The organism is Heyndrickxia vini (assembly GCF_016772275.1).
In the GTDB taxonomy this organism is placed as follows: Bacteria; Bacillota; Bacilli; order Bacillales; family Bacillaceae_C; genus Heyndrickxia; species Heyndrickxia vini.
Map to the genome: position 1 here is coordinate 3,480,843 of NZ_CP065425.1, position 19,345 is coordinate 3,500,187.

15 protein-coding genes are annotated in these 19,345 nt (G+C 37.2%); 4 read left to right on the forward strand and 11 right to left on the reverse strand.

The window, feature by feature from the left end; genetic code table 11:
- Positions 1-301 precede the first annotated feature (301 nt).
- The 6 genes from I5776_RS17455 to hmpA all read right to left on the reverse strand — a co-directional run bounded on the left by I5776_RS17455 (position 302) and on the right by hmpA (position 8,952).
- Positions 302-790, reverse strand: a complete 489-nt coding sequence (locus I5776_RS17455; RefSeq protein WP_066226517.1) for a CBO0543 family protein — start codon at positions 788-790, stop codon at positions 302-304.
- Between the two features lie 119 nt (positions 791-909).
- Positions 910-1,545, reverse strand: a complete 636-nt coding sequence (cdaS, locus tag I5776_RS17460; RefSeq protein WP_066226516.1) for a sporulation-specific diadenylate cyclase CdaS — start codon at positions 1,543-1,545, stop codon at positions 910-912.
- A gap of 287 nt (positions 1,546-1,832) precedes the next feature.
- A complete protein-coding gene (locus I5776_RS17465; protein ID WP_202777611.1) occupies positions 1,833-2,975 on the reverse strand; it encodes a mannitol-1-phosphate 5-dehydrogenase in 1,143 nt (380 codons plus the stop codon).
- Between the two features lie 6 nt (positions 2,976-2,981).
- On the reverse strand, positions 2,982-5,072 hold the full coding sequence (locus I5776_RS17470) for a BglG family transcription antiterminator (protein WP_202777613.1): 2,091 nt from the start codon (positions 5,070-5,072) through the stop codon (positions 2,982-2,984).
- 205 nt (positions 5,073-5,277) lie between these two features.
- Positions 5,278-7,185 (reverse strand): PTS mannitol transporter subunit IICBA, encoded by a 1,908-nt coding sequence (locus I5776_RS17475; RefSeq protein WP_202777615.1) that lies wholly within the window; start codon positions 7,183-7,185, stop codon positions 5,278-5,280.
- Positions 7,186-7,725: 540 nt separating this feature from the next.
- Positions 7,726-8,952, reverse strand: a complete 1,227-nt coding sequence (gene hmpA / locus I5776_RS17480; protein ID WP_202777617.1) for an NO-inducible flavohemoprotein — start codon at positions 8,950-8,952, stop codon at positions 7,726-7,728.
- A 169-nt stretch (positions 8,953-9,121) separates the two neighbouring features.
- On the opposite strand from hmpA, the gene I5776_RS17485 reads away from it, so the two are divergent.
- Positions 9,122-9,571, forward strand: a complete 450-nt coding sequence (locus I5776_RS17485) for an Rrf2 family transcriptional regulator (protein ID WP_202777619.1) — start codon at positions 9,122-9,124, stop codon at positions 9,569-9,571.
- Here I5776_RS17485 and I5776_RS17490 read toward each other — a convergent pair.
- The 4 genes from I5776_RS17490 to I5776_RS17505 all read right to left on the reverse strand — a co-directional run bounded on the left by I5776_RS17490 (position 9,568) and on the right by I5776_RS17505 (position 13,557).
- A complete protein-coding gene (locus I5776_RS17490) occupies positions 9,568-9,927 on the reverse strand; it encodes a DUF488 domain-containing protein (protein WP_202777621.1) in 360 nt (119 codons plus the stop codon). The two genes, I5776_RS17485 and I5776_RS17490, sit on opposite strands and share 4 nt — an antisense overlap.
- A gap of 62 nt (positions 9,928-9,989) precedes the next feature.
- Complete coding sequence (locus I5776_RS17495) at positions 9,990-11,642, reverse strand: acyl-CoA dehydrogenase family protein (RefSeq protein WP_202777631.1); 1,653 nt, start codon at positions 11,640-11,642, stop codon at positions 9,990-9,992.
- Between the two features lie 15 nt (positions 11,643-11,657).
- Positions 11,658-13,175, reverse strand: coding sequence for a class I adenylate-forming enzyme family protein (locus tag I5776_RS17500; protein ID WP_202777633.1), 1,518 nt, complete (start codon positions 13,173-13,175; stop codon positions 11,658-11,660).
- A 16-nt stretch (positions 13,176-13,191) separates the two neighbouring features.
- Positions 13,192-13,557 (reverse strand): MerR family transcriptional regulator, encoded by a 366-nt coding sequence (locus I5776_RS17505; RefSeq protein ID WP_202777635.1) that lies wholly within the window; start codon positions 13,555-13,557, stop codon positions 13,192-13,194.
- 158 nt (positions 13,558-13,715) lie between these two features.
- Between I5776_RS17505 and I5776_RS17510 the strand changes: the two genes are divergently transcribed.
- From I5776_RS17510 to I5776_RS17520, 3 genes are all read left to right on the forward strand, one after another.
- Positions 13,716-14,948 carry an aminopeptidase gene (locus tag I5776_RS17510; RefSeq protein WP_202777637.1) on the forward strand — a complete coding sequence of 411 codons (1,233 nt, stop codon included), beginning with the start codon at positions 13,716-13,718 and terminating at the stop codon, positions 14,946-14,948.
- A gap of 561 nt (positions 14,949-15,509) precedes the next feature.
- Complete coding sequence (locus tag I5776_RS17515; protein ID WP_202777639.1) at positions 15,510-16,745, forward strand: MDR family MFS transporter; 1,236 nt, start codon at positions 15,510-15,512, stop codon at positions 16,743-16,745.
- Between the two features lie 85 nt (positions 16,746-16,830).
- Positions 16,831-17,598, forward strand: coding sequence for a TraR/DksA C4-type zinc finger protein (locus I5776_RS17520; RefSeq protein ID WP_202780845.1), 768 nt, complete (start codon positions 16,831-16,833; stop codon positions 17,596-17,598).
- 31 nt (positions 17,599-17,629) lie between these two features.
- Here the strand turns inward: I5776_RS17520 and hutH are convergent, their stop codons facing one another.
- Complete coding sequence (gene hutH / locus I5776_RS17525; protein WP_202777641.1) at positions 17,630-19,105, reverse strand: histidine ammonia-lyase; 1,476 nt, start codon at positions 19,103-19,105, stop codon at positions 17,630-17,632.
- Positions 19,106-19,345: the final 240 nt, after the last annotated feature.

Genomic DNA, 19,345 nt, shown 5'->3' on the forward strand with positions numbered 1-19,345 from the left:
CAAACTTGCTTTTATCATCTAGTACACTTGTGGTTTTGAGAAAAAAGCTTAGGGAAATTTACATCTCTAAGTCTTTTGACTGTGAATTATACGATGAAGTTTATGTGAATTGATCTGTGATTTACCGTTTTGCACCTCACAAGTTAACCCGTTATGAAAATAATTATCAAAACGGGGTCATCCTTTGTGTAATTTTTAGTTGAAGAATTCCTTATAATTGAAACTCTTCCAAAATGGGTTCTTTTTTAATGATAATAAAGATATTTAATTTTAGTTATCTCAAGTATGATAATATCAACCTTTAATATTCGGAAATATTGTGATTATCCTTTATCTTATCTAACTCTTTTATTAATCCCACAAAACCTCTAATTGTAAATAAAGTAAAACTCACACTTCCGAATGTATGAAATGGTGACCATTTTTTCCATTTAAATAACCTGGAATTCCTTTCAAAATACCATTGACCGATGCTCATTGGAACACTAAATAACAAACTTTTTAATAAAATTTTCCAAAGGTCATCATTATAGGATAGTTTAACCCATATGACACTTAAGATAGGAAAAAACAGCATGTCGTAAATGATGTTCGTTTTAAAAATTTTCCTAAAAGGACGAGCTGGATATTCAACTTTTTTTGTTCCGACAACATAAGCATCGACCAAAGTAGCAAGAACCCCTTTTGAGAAGAAAATAAGAAGATTTTCTCTCATTTTTGTACCTTTAAATAAAAATGGAAGGGAAACTAGACATAAAACTGTAAGTAAGTTTAACAACTTTTTCTCCATTAGGCATCATCCTTTTGGTATATAATTTATTTACTTGACCCTAGTAAAGTTTTTTATCTATTTTTAATTGCTCGAACACAAACCACTGATGCCCATTGTGCTCATTTTACCTAAGAAATTTAATGACCTTTAAAAACAATTGGTTCTGTTGTATTTATTGGATATAAATTTCCGTCTAATGCAAATGAAATTCTGCCCGTTTCTTCAGAAACAACCAAGGCAAGCGCATCGCTTTGTTCAGATATTCCTATTGCCGCTCGATGCCGTGTTCCAAATCTCTTCCCTTCTATAACACTTCTTGTTAAAGGAAGGACATTTCCTGCAGAAACAACTTCGTTCCTTCTGATTAAAACAGCCCCATCATGCAATGGATTTCCCGGGTAGAAAATGGATTCTATTAATTTTGGTGTTACCAAAGCTCCAATCTGAGTTCCTTTTTGCATAATAGGCTCAATGGATTCACCTCGTTCAACTATTATTAAAGCACCATGCCTAAGTTTAGAAAGCTGTTGAACAGAAATCGATAAATCTTCATAAGTGTCAGTAAATGATGATAAATAGCAATTCAAATAATAGGTAGCAGCCATTGATTCAATATTTTCCAGATCTTCTTTCGCACCTTCGAGACTTCCCAATACACAATAATTTTCTTTACCCAATATATTTAAATTAGATTGAAGCACGTCAATAAGAGATTGAATTCCATCTTCCAACTGCTTCTTCAAAGGTGAAAAATCGCAATTACTCCCGTCCATAACTTATGCCTCCTTAATAATTCAAACCAATCTCACTAATTGTGCAGCCGCTAGTCATATACAAATATGAATTGTTTAACCAAAATATCTTTCCATTCATATGTCATTTTTATTTGCTAGAAGTAGTATTTGCTGAATGTGCTGTTCCTATTAAGGAAGTTAGATAAGCTTAGAGTAATTGATTGGTTTCATTTACCCAAATTTGGTTAATAAAGTCCAAAAAAAGGGATAGATGAACAAGTATTCTCACTTGTTCATCTATCCCTTTTTATCTGATCCTCTAAAAATTACTTTTTCAATAAATCATATTGTCGTAACACTTCTTGAGCAATTTCACTATCCTCAGCTAATCCACTTACTTCTTGTAGAACATATGCGACACCGTGTTCACGAATCATTTCCTGGACTTTCACTGCTTCCTCGTCTTCTTTGTAATCAAAAAGCAAGGCGGCAGCGATTGCTTTTGCAAGGTTTGTGAATGATAGACCTGCTTTTTGTGCTTCTGTAGCAGGACGGACAAGACGGTCATTTGGACCAAGTTTGCGAATTGGGGAACGCCCCACTCTTGTAACTGCATCATTCAAATAAGCATTGCGAAAACGGTTGATAATTTTATTGATATACTTTTCATGTTCATCTGGGTTTAGACCGTATTGCTTGATTAAATATGCTCCAGTTTCTCCAAGTGTTGCTTTAACTTGTTTAACAATGGCTTCGTCTGCCAATGTTTGGTCAATGGTCGCTTTTTTTTCAAGGTAGCCAAAATATGCAATGGTCGCATGTCCTGTATTTACGGTAAACAGTTTTCTTTCAATAAATGGGGCGAGGTCTTCAACGATTGTCATTCCTTCAACAGGAGGGATTGATTCTGTTGTTTCTACAACCCATTCATAATAAGGTTCGACTAGCACATCGAGAGAACCTTGATTATTTTGTATTGGCACAATACGGTCAACAGCAGAATTAAAGAAATAGACTCTACCGGATAGTTTACTCTTCGTTTCATCATTCAGATTTTCTTCTATGTAGCCTTTTAGCAGGTCTGTTGCGGAAATTTGATTTTCACATGCAATGACATATAATTTTTCATCTGTTGCTTGTACTCTTTCTGTTAATGCTTTCGCAATTAACGGTGCAATTCTTGGTAAAATATTAGGACCAATTGCAGTCGTTAAGTATGTTGCATTCTTAATCGCTTCGATTACTTCTTTTTCTTGTTTCATATTATTTAATCCAGAAACATTCGTAATCGTCATCGTTTCTTGTTGATCAGTCGCCAACTTCACATCGTATTGCTTTTCACTATTTAGACCATCAATGATTTGGTCAGCTAAATCCACGAATGTGACATGGTAACCTGATTGTGAAAATAGCGCACCAATAAACCCTCTACCAATATTTCCTGCACCAAAATGTACAACTTGTTTCATGTAAACTCATTCCTTTATCACGTTAGTATATAAATAATCTAAAAAAATTGTTTCCATTTTTGAACGAATGATCTTTTCATCTGAGGATGAGAAAATCATAATTGCTTCATTATTCTCAATCAAACTCGTACTTAACAAACTTATCATTTCCTGCTCTCTTGAACTTAATTCTTCTGGAGCTAACATCAATAATAAACTATTCATGTACATGTCATTCCCGTCCATCCCTTTAATCACACAAGGTTCTTCAAGATGGGCGATTTGAAAAATAAGTTTATCCACATGTGGATTTCGACAATGAAAAAGGCCCATGCCCGTTCCCGGAATCCCGAGCCCGCCTTTTCTTTCACGGTCAATTAGCGTTTCAAAGACGTTTTCTACATTCGTAATAAGATTTTCTTTTGAAGCTGTTATTAACATATTCTTCATAACTTGTTGATAATCGGTCATAATCGTTATTCGAACTACACGAAAATGTTGAATAATCGCTTCAATGCTTGTATGTGTATCTTTTAATTCTTGTAATACGTCCATTAATGGTTGTTGCTTTGTGGAAGATACGTCTTCATTTGTGGATAACCCTGTATAAAGTTTATTTCTTGTAAACTGTTCAATATTTTTGCGTAAAAAGCTTCTAATTGTCTCAATATCTTCACGACTCAACAACGGATTGACTATTATATATTCATTATTCATAAATGGGAGTCGAACAGTAGAAAGTATGACATCGAATTGATTTAAGCTTTTTTGCTTCTGAACATCCTTGATTGATTTGATTTCCACTGAATCGATTTCCATAATTTCTTTTTTTAAGCGGCTAGCCAACATTTTTGAGGTTCCAATCCCCGTCGGACAGATGACAAGTGCTTTGATGGGCAATTGTTCCTCTTTCAAGACTAATGCAGAGCCGAAATGGAGAACGATGTACGCAATTTCCTCATCGGGAAATGCAGCAAATTCTTTAAACTCTTTTTCCACACTATTCTTCACAGCGAGAAAAAGGACGGGATATTTCTTTTTAATTTCTTCTGTTAACGGATTATAAAGACTCATATTTTGCTTCAGACGGAATAGGGACGGCAGCATGTGGGCAAGCAACCCTTGAAACAACGAGAAATCATTCGTTAAGTCGATATGCAGCTGTGTGGAAACGGATTGAATGATATTTTTAATCAATTGTCCTAAAATGACACTATCATAAGAGACGAACCCAGCTTCATGCAGCTTTGAACCTTTTAATACTGTGGATAAATAGTGGATATCCCTATGATTAAATTGTACAGGAAACCCTTCTTCCAAACAGGTGCATATTTCTTCTATTTGGCGATATTCATCGTCGATATCTTCATCTAGATGTTCATCTTCTTCAATCCGAAAGCCATTCATTATCCTTTGCATCGTAATACAAATTTGTATGACAAGACCAATATAATCGCTATCTGCCAAACGTGTTTGCCGTTTATTCACAATGTCGTTGACCAATCGCTCAATGGTTAGTAAATAATCGGAACGGAGATAGTGGAGAATTTGACTGTTTTCTACTTGTCCCTGTTCCAACAAAAACAAGCTCTCAATTAATTCTTCGTTAAAATACAGTAATAAATAATTAGCAAGTGCTTTTCGCTTATTCACTTCGTCTCCAGTCAGCTCTACTCCAACACCCCTTTTTCGACTAAGCACTAATTGAAAGTTCGTTAGCCATTCCGCTAATTCATCGAGATAAGCAGATAGCGTCGTAATACTGACACCAAGCTCATGGGCTAACGCTTGGATTTTAAAAGATTCAGCTGCTTGAAATAAACTTAGTAACAATTGGAGCTTTTTTTCTTGAGGTGGTTGGTCAATCGGCTGACTGCTTGCTAAATGTTGAACCAATCGGAAAACTTGCTCATTTTTCCCTTCGATACATAAGCCTTTATTCGTATTTCTCACCAATTGTAGTTGAAATTGCTCGAGGATTTTTTCGATTGCTTTCAAATCCCGTTGAATCGTCCGTACACTTACATTTAAAAATGTAGCAATGGAAAAAGCCGTATGCTTCCCAGATGTCTTAATAATCAGTTCAATAATTGCTTTTTCCCTCGAAGTAATAAACATGCAACCATCCCTTTTCCATTTTATTACTAGAGAAAATTAGAAAGCACAAGCGCCTTGTTCAGCCCCGACAAGCAAATGTTCTTCGTCAATAAAAGTCCGCTCTTTGACTTTTATTGACGAAGGTTATTTGACCTCGAGGGGCTAGACGCTGGAGCTGGAATACAGAAATAGAAAAGCGCATTATAGCGCTTTTCTATTTTATTTGCTATTCTTTATCATTTAAAATAGCGATAATTTCCTTCGCTGATTTCGCTCCAACCATCTTCTCGATATTATCCATTTCCGAACATGTAACAGCTATTCCTGATAATATTTCAAGATGTGTTCCATCTTTCCCTGCAATTCCAAAGATTAAGCGAACATGATTGCCATCAAAATCAACACCATCTGGCACTTGGATAACGGTAAATCCTGATTTAAGAACATCCTTCTTCGCTTCCTCTGTTCCATGTGGAATCGCTACATCATTTCCCATAAAGGTCGATGTTATTTGATCACGTGCAATCATCGCTTCAATATAGCTTTCGTTCACATAGCCAGCTTTATATAATGCATTACCTGCAAAACGAATCGCTTCTTCTTTATTTGCAAATGATTGATTTAAAAAGACATTTTCTTCTAACAATAAATCATTTTCATGATCGTTTGCTCCAGGAACCGCTTCTTCGGCATCCTCAACAATTTCTTGAAGATCATCTTTGCCATTTCCTTTTAATCGCTCGATTAAGCGTTCATATTCCGGGCTTGATAAAAAGTTATCTACGGAAATATGGAATGCATTTGGCAGTTTATTCTGTGCTCTCGGTGTAAGCTCTTCCTGTGTCACAACAATTTGTGCATCAGCCGGTAAATTACTAATCGCTGTATTCGTAACAGATAGATTTAAGCCGGCTTCCTTCACCTTTTTGCGAAGTAAAGAAGCACCCATCGCACTTGATCCCATTCCTGCATCACATGCGAAAACAATTTTTTGAACGTTTTCTGGAAATTCTCCTGGCTGTGATGCAAAAACATCTGCTACTGAGCTTTTCTTTCCTTTCATTTCTTGCATTTTACGGGCTGCATCTTCAATATTTTCTTCTGTTTGTTTTCCAGTTTTTAAAATCAATGATGCGATAATAAATGAAACGACACCTGCTACGATTACCCCTGCAAAGTTAGCAATATATGCTCCTGCACTATGCGGTGTAACTGCAGCAATAGCTAAAATACTTCCCGGTGATGCTGGTGCGAATAATCCTCCACCTAAAAGAACTAATGTGAAGACTCCACTTATTCCCCCGAGGATAACCGCAAAGAATAACATTGGCTTCATCAGGATGTACGGGAAGTAAATCTCGTGAATACCACCAAAGAATTGAATGATCGCTGCACCTGGTGCCGATCTCTTTGCCGTACCTTTTCCAAAAATACAATAAGCAAGTAATACACCAATACCAGGGCCCGGATTCGCTTCAAGAAGAAATAACACCGATTTCCCTGCTTCTTTTGCTTGCTCTATCCCAATTGGCGAAAGAACACCATGGTTAATTGCGTTATTTAAAAACAATATTTTTGCAGGCTCAATGATGATACTTGTTAATGGTAATAATCCTGCTCCCACCAACCAATCAACACCACTTACAAGCCATGCAGTTAAAACTTTTACAGCTGGACCAATTCCTAAAAACGCTAATATTGCCAAAATCCCGCCTAAAATGCCTGCTGAAAAATTGTTAACAAGCATTTCAAAACCGGCTTTAACTTTACCTTCAATCAATTGATCGAATTTCTTTATTACATAACCGCCAAGTGGCCCCATAATCATGGCACCTAGAAACATAGGTACGTTAGGTTCCCCAACGATGACACCCATCGTTGCAATAGCACCAACAACCGCTCCACGTTGGTCATGTACTAACTTACCACCGGTATAACCGATTAATAATGGAAGTAAGTAGTGAACCATCGGGTCAACCATTTTGGCAAGGCTTTCATTTGGGAGGAAACCAGTAGGAATAAATAGTGCAGTAATTAAACCCCATGCAATGAAAGCTGAAATATTCGGCATTACCATGGAACTTAAGAAGTTACCGAACTTCTGAACAGCTACTTTAACATTTGATTTCGCCATTCTCTCTCTTCCTTTCATTAATATATTTCACTTATAATGATAAAACTCCGGAAACCTTCATTCAATATAGAAGAAAACTAACTTTGTCGCCAACCTCTTGACAAAACTATTGTTTCACTAAAAAAGGGAATTATCCAACTATAGAAGTGCGGGGGAAATCCATAAAAAAAATCGGCATATGAATACCGTTAAAAAGTACTCATGTGCCGATATTGCCGCGGGGAGTTGCGTTTGCATCGTACCGCTTCAACCTTTTCCAGTACCATTCCTGCGAGATTCACGTTACCATCGTACCGCTTCAACCTTTTCCGGTACCTTTGCTGCGAGATTCACGTTACCATCGTACCGCTTCTCCCTTCTCTGGTACCTTTGCTGCGGGAGTCGCTTTGCTATCGTACCGCTTCAACCTTTTCCAGTACCTTTGCCGCGAGATTCACGTTACCATCGTACCGCTTCTCCCTTCTCTGGTACCTTTGCTGCGAGAGTCGCTTTACCATCGTACCCCTTCACACTTTTCCGGTACGATATGTTAACAAATTTTTATGCTTTCACTGTTTCTTTTTCTTCCGCCTTTAGATCCATTGCAGGACCGAAGAATTCATAACGAATATTTTCGTCTTTTACACCAAGTTCAGTTAAAATGCGTACAGCATTTTTTAAGAACGGAACTGGTCCACAAATATAAGTGATTGTTTCTTCATTAATAATATTTTCTAGGAATGATTTTGATAAATATCCTTCGAAATTGTGGTTTCCATTTGCATTTAATGGTTTTTCATAACCATAATATGCATGGCCGTTTTCTAGTCTTGCAGTACTTTCTTCTACCGCATCTTTAAATGCATGGAATTCTTCGTTTCTAGCTGCGTGGATAAAGTGTATTTCACGTTTAGAACCCGTATCAGCTAATGTTTCCAGCATACTCATCATCGGAGTTAAACCAACACCTCCTGAAATAAGTGCGATTGGTGCAGTTTCTTCCATATTTAATGTAAAGATACCTGATGGAGCACTAATTTCAACTGTATCACCTTCATTCACATGGTCATGTAAATAATTTGATACTTTTCCGTTCGGATCGAAGTCTTTTTCCTTTTTTACAGAAATACGGTAATAATCACGACCTGGTGCACATGATAAGCTATATTGACGGTTTAATGTATATTCCTCGCCAGGAATTTTCACACGGATTGTTAAGTATTGTCCTGGTTCATATGTTGTTACACCTGAACCATCTTTGGGTTGTAAATAGAATGAAGTAATTACATTGCTTTCTTGTTCTTTTTTGACTACTGTGAAATCTTTGAAGTCAATCCAGCCATTTGCTTGATTAGCTGCTGCATCATACATGCCTTTTTCTACATCAATAAATGCTTGTGCAATGACACCATAAGCTTCTGCCCACGCATTAATAATTTCATCAGTTGCCGCATCTCCAAGAACCTCTTTAATTGCTTTTAATAAAAATTCTCCTACGATTGGATAATGTTCTGGTTTAATTCCTAAACCACGGTGTTTATGTGCAATTTGAGTGACAACTGGAATAATCGCTTCAAGTTGGTCAATATATTTTGCTGCAGCATAAACAGTGTTTGCTAGAGCTGTTTGTTGGCGCCCTTGTTTTTGATTGACATGGTTAAAAATATTTAATAATTCCGGATGTGCTTCAAACATCATTTTATAAAAACAAGTAGTAATTTTTGTTCCTTCAGTTTCTAAAATTGGTGCTGTTGATTTTACAATATCTATTGTTTTTTGTGATAACATTTGGAATCTCTCCTCTTTTTTAAAGAAGTATTTTGAATACATCTTTAAGATACTCCTGAAAATCACTAAAAGCAATATTTCAAATACATCTTTAAAAAAGCTGTCACAATTTAGACAGTGAATGTTCAAAAACGGTATAATGATAATGAGAATGTTAGAAGGTGATTAGATGAGGTTAACAAACTATACCGATTATTCGCTGAGGGTTCTAATTTATTTAGCTTCACTTGAACCTGGTAAGCTATCTAATATAAAGGAAATCGCAGAAGTATATGGGATTTCAAAAAATCATTTAATGAAAGTGACTCATGAATTAGGGAAGATGGGTGTAATTGAAACGATCAGGGGGAGAAACGGTGGAATCCGTTTGGCAAAGTCCCCGAAGGAAATTAATATTGGCAAGATCGTTCGTAAAACTGAGGAAGATTTCCAATTGGTCGAATGCTTTGATGGAAAGCCCGGCTCATGCATCATCTCCCCCGTGTGCGGATTAAAACACTTACTAAATAAAGCATTAGTCGCTTATTTAACCGTGCTTGATCAATACACACTTGCTGATATCGTCCAAAACCCCTTGAATTATCGGATGTTATTTCAGTCACATGAAGAAGGTTCCTAGAAAGAGCCTTCTTCTTCTAAATATTGTTTGAGGACAATTGCTTGATTATGTTCTTCATCTTTTGCTGAGTATACAAGCGTCACGGTGCCTTCATCATTCATTTTTCTTAATTTTTTCAAGTCATCGTGTAGTTCAGTGTTGTCGAGTTCTTCCTTATATTTTTCCCGAAACTTGTCAAATTTCTCCGGATCATGATTAAACCATTTCCTAAGTTCATTGCTTGGGGCAATGTTTTTCATCCATTCATCAATGTTCGCTTTTTCCTTTGAAATTCCTCGCGGCCATAAACGGTCAACCAGTATTCTTTTTCCATCAACTTCACTAATCGGTTCATACGCTCGTTTAATTTTAATCATTTTTTTCCTCCTAAACCTTCACTTAAAAATCCTCACAAGAATTTTCCCATGAGGACTGCAAGTTATTGTTTCACGTAATCTTTTTCTAAAAATAAAAGTTTCTTATACTCTTTTACATATTTTAACCCAGTATCCACTTTGTAAGAATTCTCCCACTCTAGTTCAAAAAAGAGTTCTGCTACTAATCGTTTTCGGGTATCCCCTTCATTTGCATCCTCTAAAGCAACGACACTTTCAAATACTTTTGTCATCTGTTTGGCAATCCGTTTACAATTAAAGGTCTGGACATCCTCTTCTAGTGTTAATAGATATTCACAATCGGCCTCTAACTGATTTAACTTTTTTAGTAGAAATGTGGATAAATCTGTTGAAAGTTTATTTAGGCGCTCGCGCATTGACCGAACAAACAATCGGTGTACGTCATATTTTTTCATCAAACGTAAGACCTCTAAGCCTAAAATATTTGCTGTACCTTCCCAAACCGTCAGTACCTGTGCATCTCGTAATAGTCTCGGTGTGACAAAATCTTCAATAAAACCATTCCCGCCATGCATTTCAATGGCTTCGTGAGCAAAATGGATGGCTTGTTCGGCGGATTCCATTTTTAATAACGCAATTAGCAATCGATTCATCACTTGATCATGCTCTGATTCATTTGTCTTGTCAAACGAATGGACTAAATGAAAGACAGCACTAGTTTCAACTTCCTGTTTCACGGTCATTTTGCCAAGAGTTTCTTTAACCATTGGTAAATGAATTAACTGATGACCAAACGTGATTCGCGCAAGCGCATAGGATTTTGCTTCGATTAGTGCTCTTTTCATAATGCCAATAGAGGCAACCGCATTACAAATTCTCGATAAGTTTAATGCCTCCATCATATAGTAGAACCCTTTATTCGGATTACCAACTAAATAGCCTTTAGCACCATCAAATACCACTTCAGCGGAAGGTACGGCTCTAACGCCTAATTTATCTTTTAACCTACGAATATTAATGCCGTTCAAACGACCATCCTCTGTAAACCATGGAACAAGAAACAGACTTAGACCTTTCGTTCCATGTTGAGCATGTTCCCTTCTTGCCAAAACCATCGCCACTCCACAAGCCCCAGCATTCGAAGCAAAATACTTCTCACCATACAGACGATAATGGTTTCCGTCTGAAACTGCCTTCGTTTCATTTGCTCCTACATCTGATCCTCCTTGACGCTCTGTCAAGAAGGTCGCCCCTTCATAAAGTTCAGTGTCTCCTGTAGAAATAATATGTGGCAAGTATTTTTGTTTTAATGCTTCATCGCCATATTTATCTACTAAATAAGCAGTTGCCTGTGTTAATGTTACCGGACAATAGAATCCAGGCTCGGCATGTGATAAAAGATACCCCTGAGCCATTGAATACACATAGCTCCCTTTTCTCCCGAGCTCTGGTATTTCTTTATGAACATATCCGACAATCCCTTTACCATATACTTGCTCTACTGTTTTCTTATATCCTTCATTTACCCAAACCTTCGACAATTCCTCACCTAGACGGTTATATTTTATTAGTTTTGGCTGTCCTTCCCGATCAGTATGAACCGCCCTTTCATCAATTTCCGTTCCACATAATTCCCCAAATTCATATAGTTCCTGTTCTGCCCAAGCATAAAAATCATGATCCATATATTTTTTTAATATCTGTTTTAAGTTAGGATCTTCTTGGAAAAAATTCATCCGTACTCCCCCTCATTAAAGTGATGCAACACCATTTCTTAAAACATGTTTTAGTATTTTTCCAGTCGCATTTCTTGGTAGTTCGTCAACAATTTCATACAATCTTGGAATTTTGAATGACGCAATCTTCCCGTTCAGGAAACGCTTACATTCCTCTTCAAAATGTGGCAAATCTTTATTCACTACCGCGTATACTTTGACAGTCTCTCCCCAATCAGGGTGCGGGACCCCAATGACCGCAGTTTCAACAATTGCTGGATGTTGTATTAAAAGATCTTCAATTTCCTTTGGATAGATATTTACCCCTCCAGAAATGATCATGTCTTTTTTTCGATCAACAATCCAATAATACCCGTCCTCATCCTTTCTTGCTAAATCACCTGTTAATAGCCATCCTTTTTTCATAACGTCTTGAGTCTTCAGTTCGTCCTTGAAATACCCTTTCATGATACTTTCTCCGTAGAGGGCAATCTCGCCAACTTCCCCATCAGGAACATCTTTACCAGTTTCATCTACAATTCTAATTTCCGTCCCTAATGCTGCCCGCTTGCCAATACTGCCCGATTTTATCGTGTGTTCCTCTGCTGTTAGTAATGTTCCACTAGGTCCGGCTTCCGTTAAACCGTAAACACACATAAGCTGATTTGTTTGAAATTGGGCTTTTACAAACTCCACTTCGGTTTTGGATAGTGGTGCACCTCCATACACCCAATACTTCATTGAGGAAAGATCGTATTCATGTAAATTCGGCATCCTTGCGGAAAATAGGTAAGCAACTGGTGCGCCGAAGAAATGAGTAATTTTTTCATGATGGACGAGATGCAGTAATTTTTCAGGAGTAAAAATAGGTGATAAAACATGGGTTGCCCCCACAAATGTACCTGCAACTAAAAATAAGTGCAGCGGGGCAGAATGACTTAATGGCATCATGTGTAAAATTCGGCTTTCTAATTTCATCTCAAGCTCGACACACATCATAACCGCAACATTTAATATATTTCGATTGGTTAACATGACCCCTTTAGGTTTTCCGGTCGTACCTGAAGTATAGAGGATCGTTGCTAAATCATCTTCTTTTTGCGAACAGGTCATTTCTTTTTTGTCACTATCTACTTTAAGTTCATGATAAGAAATCCACTCATTGTGACTTTGGCCTGTTTTTATTTTAATTAAAGATTGACGACTAGTTATGTCTTGAATCGATTCCCACAATGACTCGTGGACGAAGAGAACGTTAGCTTCACTATGATCAACGATATATTTTAGCTCGTTCTGTGTAAGCTTCGCGTTAACAGGAATACTGATTCCGCCTAATCGATGGATTGAAAAATAGGTTGCAATAAACTCGATTGTATTAGGCATGAAAATAATTGCCTTGTCTCCTTTTTTAAAGCCAAGACGCAGTAATCCATAAGCTATCCGATTCACTTCTTCATTTAATTGCTTATACGTCAATCGTTGATTATCTAAGATGACAGCTTCTTGATGAGGATATTTTCTCCCATTTCGCGCTAACAACTCCGAAATATTCATTTCTCTACACTCCTTATTACGATAATCTTTTTTTAAAATCAGCCAAATACTCTTCTATATCCTTTTTTAATTCGGTCAGCTCTTCGATTTTGCTAACCACCTCCTTAAATTTTTTCTCGCCATATTCAATGGTCTTTTCTAATTGTTTTGTTCCTGTACGATCTGTGTCAAAAAGTTGGATCATCTCCCTAATTTCATTTAGTGAAAATTTCAACCGTTTCCCACGAAAAATAAGGACTAAGCGCGTAAATTCCTTTTTTGTATAAATTCTTTTCCCGTATGAATCTCTGATTGGTTTAATTAATCCTAATTCTTCATAATATCGAATCGTTCTCGTTGTTACTTCAAAATGTTTCGCTACTTCTGTAATCGAATAATGCATACCATCACCTAATAGTTGAATATTCTGTATTGTTTACATCATACCATTTACGTTAACGGAAACCACAAGACCCTTTTGAGAAAAATATTGTTTTCTTTTCCTATATTTGATTGTTAAAATAGAAGGGAAGATTCTGAAAAAAAGGGGAGAATACATAAATGACAACATTTCAAGAGAAGCTTGAGAAATATGCAGAACTAGCAGTTGTAGTTGGCGTGAATGTTCAAAAGGGCCAAACACTTGCAATAAATGCTTCAATTGACGCTGTAGAATTTGTTCGACTAGTAACGAAGAAAGCGTATGAAGTTGGTGCCAAAAATGTAGTTGTAAACTGGAATGATGATGTAGTGTCAAAGCTTAAGTATGACTTAGCTCCTGATGAAGTTTTTACAGAATACCCGAAACATCGTGCAGCTGAAACGACAGAACTGGCGGAAAATGGTGCTGCTTTCATTTCCATCGTTTCATCCAGCCCCGATTTATTAAAGGGTGTGAATCCTAGTCGGATTTCTAATTTCCAAAAGGCCGCTGGTCAAGCATTGGAAACATATCGTCAATACATCCAATCGGATAAAGTTAGCTGGACGGTCATTGGAGTTCCGTCTGAAGCATGGGCTAAAAAAGTATTTCCAGATGTGTCTCGAGAGGAAGCCGTTGAAAAGCTTTGGGAGGCGATTTTCAAATCAACGCGTGCAGACCTTGCCGATCCAATCCAAGCTTGGAAAGATCATGACGCATCCTTGCATGAAAAAGTCGATTATTTAAATGAAAAACGTTACAAAAAATTACACTATACTGCCCCTGGAACAGATTTAACGGTTGAACTACCAAATGGACATCTATGGGTAGGTGCTGGAAGCCTGAATGAGCAAAATATAGAGTTTATGGCGAATATGCCTACTGAAGAAGTATTTACGGTACCACATAAAGATGGTGTTGACGGCCATGTTTCAAGTACAAAACCATTAAGCTATGGCGGAAATATCATTGATGAATTTACCGTGTACTTTGAAAAAGGGCGAATTGTTGACGTAAAAGCAAAAGAGGGCGAAGAAATTTTAAAGCAATTAGTTGAAACGGATGAGGGTTCCCACTATCTTGGGGAAGTTGCTTTAGTACCGCATAATTCACCAATTTCACAATCGAATATTCTTTTCTTAAATACATTATATGACGAAAATGCATCAAACCATTTTGCGATTGGCAGTGCGTATGCATTTTGTGTTGAAGGCGGCAAAAAAATGTCCCGCGAAGAACTTCTGAAAAATGGCTTAAACCAAAGTATTACCCATGTTGATTTCATGGTAGGGTCAGCTGAAATGAATATCGATGGAATTAAGGAAGATGGAACAACTGAGCCAATTTTCCGTAATGGAGATTGGGCGTTTTAATTATAAGAAGATAGAATCGACCCACTTTTAAGTGGGTTTTTCTTTTTGCTTAAAAATATTTTTTTGTTCCTATGCTATTGAAAAACCGTGGGCGGGAAGGGTAGCCTATGATCTACAAATGGCCTTGTATGATCCACAAACTGATCATCCACCCTTCGAAAACGAGCTTGTGATCCACAAATGACCTTGTATAATCCACAAATCGTTTTCCATGCGGCACAAATTTAATTCTATAATCCACAAACTGATCATCCACCCTTCGAAGACGAGCTTATGATCTACAAATGGCCTTGTATGATCCACAAATCCATTTCTATGCGGCACAAACTTAATTCTATGATCCACAAACTGATAATTCACCCTTCGAAAACGAGCTTGTGATCCACAAATGACCTTGTATGATCCACAAATCGTTTTCTATGCGGCACAAATTTAATTCTATGATCCACAAACTGATCATCCACCCTTCAAAAGATGCCGATCTCCCTATATTTTTCCTTGTCCACCTGCCCTTTTCCAAGTAAGATAAAAAAGTCAAATACAAAAGTGGGGTATCATCTTATGAGACTTAGGGACTGGGATAAAAATTTAAAGATTCGACTTATTGGGGAAGCATTGATGAATGTTACGTTTTGGATGTTTTTCCCCTTTTTAACGATTTACTTTACAGAATCTTTCGGTAAAGGAACTGCAGGGATATTATTAATTGGTTCACAAATTCTTTCTGTTATTGCCAATTTATTAGGCGGATATTATGCGGATAGGTACGGTCGTAAGAGAATGATGGTCATATCTGCTTGTGGGCAGGGAATCGCCTTTTTTATCTTTGCTATTACGAATATGCCTATGGTCGGATTTATTTGTTTTTCAGTGGCAAGCATTTTCGGTTCATTTTATTATCCAGCCAGCCAAGCAATGGTAGCTGATGTCGTAAAGGAAAAGGATCGAAGTGATGTGTTTGCTATCTTTTATACATCCACAAATATTGCGGTCGTTATTGGTCCGCTTGTGGGAGGCATCTTTTTCACCTATTATCGTTTTGAATTATTGCTTGCCTCGGCATTCGTTTGTATCGTATTAGCCTTTTTGTTAGGGAAATTCACGAGGGAAACTTCTCCTCTTCAAGAGCGGACTGTAGATCAATCCGATAAATGGTATCAAGTATTAAAAAAACAGTTTTCGTCTTACGGGATCATTTTTAAGGACAGAGTTTTTTTACTTTTTATCGTTGCGGGAGTTTTGATTGGCCAAACCTTTATGCAATTGGATTTACTAATTCCTGTGTATACAAAAGAAGCTATTGATAAGGTTTCCTTTTTTCAACTTTTTACACTTAACGGTGAACAAATATACGGATTCATTCTTTCCGAAAATGGCTTTTTAGTTGCTCTTTTTACTGTATCTATTACAAGATGGATGACTAAATTTAAGGAGAAAAAGGTATTTATTCTATCATGTATTTGCTATGCGCTTTCGATGTATCTTTTCGCTATTTTTCCGAATTTATGGGGATTTGTCTTTGCAATGGCAATTTTTTCTTTAGGCGAATTAGTGGTAGCAGGCATTCAACAAACATTTATCTCGAAGCTTGCTCCTGAACATATGCGTGGACAATATTTTGCAGCAGCGAGTTTGCGGTATACGATTGCCCGGACGATTGCACCTATTTCCATTCCGTTAGCTTCATTCATCGGCTATTTTCAAACATTTAATATTTTGGCTATTATTGCTGTCTTAAGCGCATTTATCTATATCACTATGTTCAATAAACTACAATTGAAACAAAGAAGTTTATAAACATGTACTTTTTTACAGTTATTTTTTGATGTAATTGGATAAATAATAAGTACAGATTAATTTCTTTATGAAAGAAGTGGTTTATATGCTTACAAATAAGCAACTTTCAGAACTGCGCTCTCAATTACTACAAGAAAAACATGAATTAGAAGAACGCTTCAAACTAAATGATCATTATGATTTGAGCAAAGGACATGCTCATGAATCGGTCGGGGAGTTATCCAGCTATGATAACCATCCAGGTGATGAAGGAACCGAACTATATGAACGGGAAAAAGATATTGCACTCAATGAGCATAGTGAATATGAGCTACACAATATTGATAAAGCGTTAGAAGCGATGGCAAATGGGACTTACGGAAAATGTGTGGAATGTGGAAAGGAAATTCCCGAAGAACGCCTGGAAGCTATTCCAACCACATTATTCTGTAAGGAACATAGTCCAGACCAAACGATCTCAGAGGATCGACCTGTTGAAGAACAAGTCATACTTTCCTCTTCCTTAGGAAATTTTAATTTTGATGATGAAAAAAATGAGCATGTCGGTTTTGATGATGAGGATTCTTGGCAAGCTGTAGCTGAATGGGGTACATCAGAATCCCCTTCTGATTTATACAATCCTCCCGATAATTATAATGACATGTATATTAATTCCGATGAAAATGTTGGTTATGTAGAAGACTTTGAAAATTTTGTTGGAAATGATATGTATGGGAAAAATACAAAATATTATCCTAACCCTGAATATGATAAATATACAGAGGAATTAGACGAAGAAGGAATAATGACTACCTTTGGTGACTTACCAGCCTATGAGCATGATCCATATGTTGAAGAGGATGATGATGAATAAAACGGAGCTCTTTTGCAGAGCTCCGCTTTTTTTATACTGCTAACCATCCAGCCAGCGCTTCGATATCCTTAGAAAAAATTCGATCTTTCACAATGCTAGGTACAATTTCTCGTCCTTTATCATAGAATTCTTTTGTTGCACTTGCCATCTTTTCAACTCCGCGATATTCGGCTCCTTGCATCGCACAAATCATCTCAATGGCAAGTACCCTTCTTGAGTTTTGGATAATTTGATAGGCATGTCTTGCAGCAATCGTTCCCATGCTCACATGATCCTCTTGATTAGCAGATGATGGTATGGAGTCAACACTTGCAGGATGGGCTAATGTTTTATTTTCAGATACTAGAGATGCTGCAGCATACTGCATAATCATCGCACCCGATTGCAGTCCCGGTTCCGGGCTTAAGAAACCCGGCAAATCGTTTAGACTTGGATTGACCAGTCTTTCGATTCTTCTTTCCGAAATATTGGCTAGTTCCGCTACAGCAATTTTCATAAAATCCATTGCAATTGCAATTGGTTGTCCATGAAAATTACCACCAGAAATAATTTTTTCCCCATCATCAAAAATTAATGGATTATCAGTAGCGGCATTGATTTCAATTTCTAATTTTTCTTTTACATAATCAAGTGCTTGCCATGAGGCACCGTGGACTTGTGGGATACACCTTAATGAATAGGCATCCTGCACTCGAAGCTCACCTTGTCGCGTAATAAGTTTGCTGTCAGATAAATGTTCACGCATTCTTCTCGCAACATCTACTTGTTGTTGGTATCCGCGAGCAACATGAACATCCTCATCAAATGCATCGATTATTCCTTGTAACGCTTCTATAGTAATAGAAGAAATTAGCTCACTGTGTGTTGCCAATTGTTCAGCCTCGATATAGGCAACTACACCCATAGCAGTCATTGCCTGTGTGCCGTTAATGAGAGCTAATCCTTCTTTCGCCTGCAAAGTGACAGGGCGGATGTCTGTATCTCTTAGGGCTACTTCAGTAGGAACTCTTTCACCTTTATAAAAAACTTCTCCTTCTCCCATTAATGCAAGTGCAAGATGTGATAACGGAGCTAAATCTCCGCTTGCTCCTAATGACCCTTGCTGTGGAATGACGGGGTGAATACCTGCATTGATAAAATGAACGAGCGTTTCAATGACTAGTGGACGCACACCTGAAAATCCTTTTGTTAATGCATTTGCACGTAATAATAGCATTGCCTTTGAAACGATTTCAGGAAATGGTTCACCAACCCCACATGCATGGGAATGGATTAAATTTAATTGCAGTTCTTCAACATTTTCCGAATCAATATAAACATCACTGAATTTACCAAAACCAGTCGTTATTCCATAAACAACTTTCTTTTCCTTCACAATTCTTTGAACTGCTTCATGACTGCGATTTACTTTCTCCATACTAGCTTTTGCGATTCCGACTTGTTCGCTGTCGAATAATACTTTTTTTACCTCGTTGATCGTTAATGTATTTCCCGTTAATTGAATCATTTGTACGTCCCCCTTGATTAAAATACTACGGTAGTGAATTAAAGAAAAAAGGCTTCATCCCCTTAAGCGGGAACGAAGCCTAAAAAAAATATGTGGATGTCGAAAATTCTTAGCAATTTGCATGAACATGTCGGATCCTCCACGAAGTAATGACCTTAATTATAGATTATGTGCAGTCCCTCTTCTTTGTCAATTAATTTCATCCAAATTTTAACAAGTCATCAAAGTAGTAAGCTACTT

Bases quoted from the DNA above. Each gene is read 5' to 3' on its own strand.
- I5776_RS17455 (WP_066226517.1), bottom strand. From the start codon at position 790: ATGGAGAAAAAGTTGTTAAACTTACTTACAGTTTTATGTCTAGTTTCC.
- cdaS (WP_066226516.1), bottom strand. From the start codon at position 1,545: ATGGACGGGAGTAATTGCGATTTTTCACCTTTGAAGAAGCAGTTGGAA.
- I5776_RS17465 (WP_202777611.1), bottom strand. From the start codon at position 2,975: ATGAAACAAGTTGTACATTTTGGTGCAGGAAATATTGGTAGAGGGTTT.
- I5776_RS17470 (WP_202777613.1), bottom strand. From the start codon at position 5,072: ATGTTTATTACTTCGAGGGAAAAAGCAATTATTGAACTGATTATTAAG.
- I5776_RS17475 (WP_202777615.1), bottom strand. From the start codon at position 7,185: ATGGCGAAATCAAATGTTAAAGTAGCTGTTCAGAAGTTCGGTAACTTC.
- hmpA (WP_202777617.1), bottom strand. From the start codon at position 8,952: ATGTTATCACAAAAAACAATAGATATTGTAAAATCAACAGCACCAATT.
- I5776_RS17485 (WP_202777619.1), top strand. From the start codon at position 9,122: ATGAGGTTAACAAACTATACCGATTATTCGCTGAGGGTTCTAATTTAT.
- I5776_RS17490 (WP_202777621.1), bottom strand. From the start codon at position 9,927: ATGATTAAAATTAAACGAGCGTATGAACCGATTAGTGAAGTTGATGGA.
- I5776_RS17495 (WP_202777631.1), bottom strand. From the start codon at position 11,642: ATGAATTTTTTCCAAGAAGATCCTAACTTAAAACAGATATTAAAAAAA.
- I5776_RS17500 (WP_202777633.1), bottom strand. From the start codon at position 13,175: ATGAATATTTCGGAGTTGTTAGCGCGAAATGGGAGAAAATATCCTCAT.
- I5776_RS17505 (WP_202777635.1), bottom strand. From the start codon at position 13,557: ATGCATTATTCGATTACAGAAGTAGCGAAACATTTTGAAGTAACAACG.
- I5776_RS17510 (WP_202777637.1), top strand. From the start codon at position 13,716: ATGACAACATTTCAAGAGAAGCTTGAGAAATATGCAGAACTAGCAGTT.
- I5776_RS17515 (WP_202777639.1), top strand. From the start codon at position 15,510: ATGAGACTTAGGGACTGGGATAAAAATTTAAAGATTCGACTTATTGGG.
- I5776_RS17520 (WP_202780845.1), top strand. From the start codon at position 16,831: ATGCTTACAAATAAGCAACTTTCAGAACTGCGCTCTCAATTACTACAA.
- hutH (WP_202777641.1), bottom strand. From the start codon at position 19,105: ATGATTCAATTAACGGGAAATACATTAACGATCAACGAGGTAAAAAAA.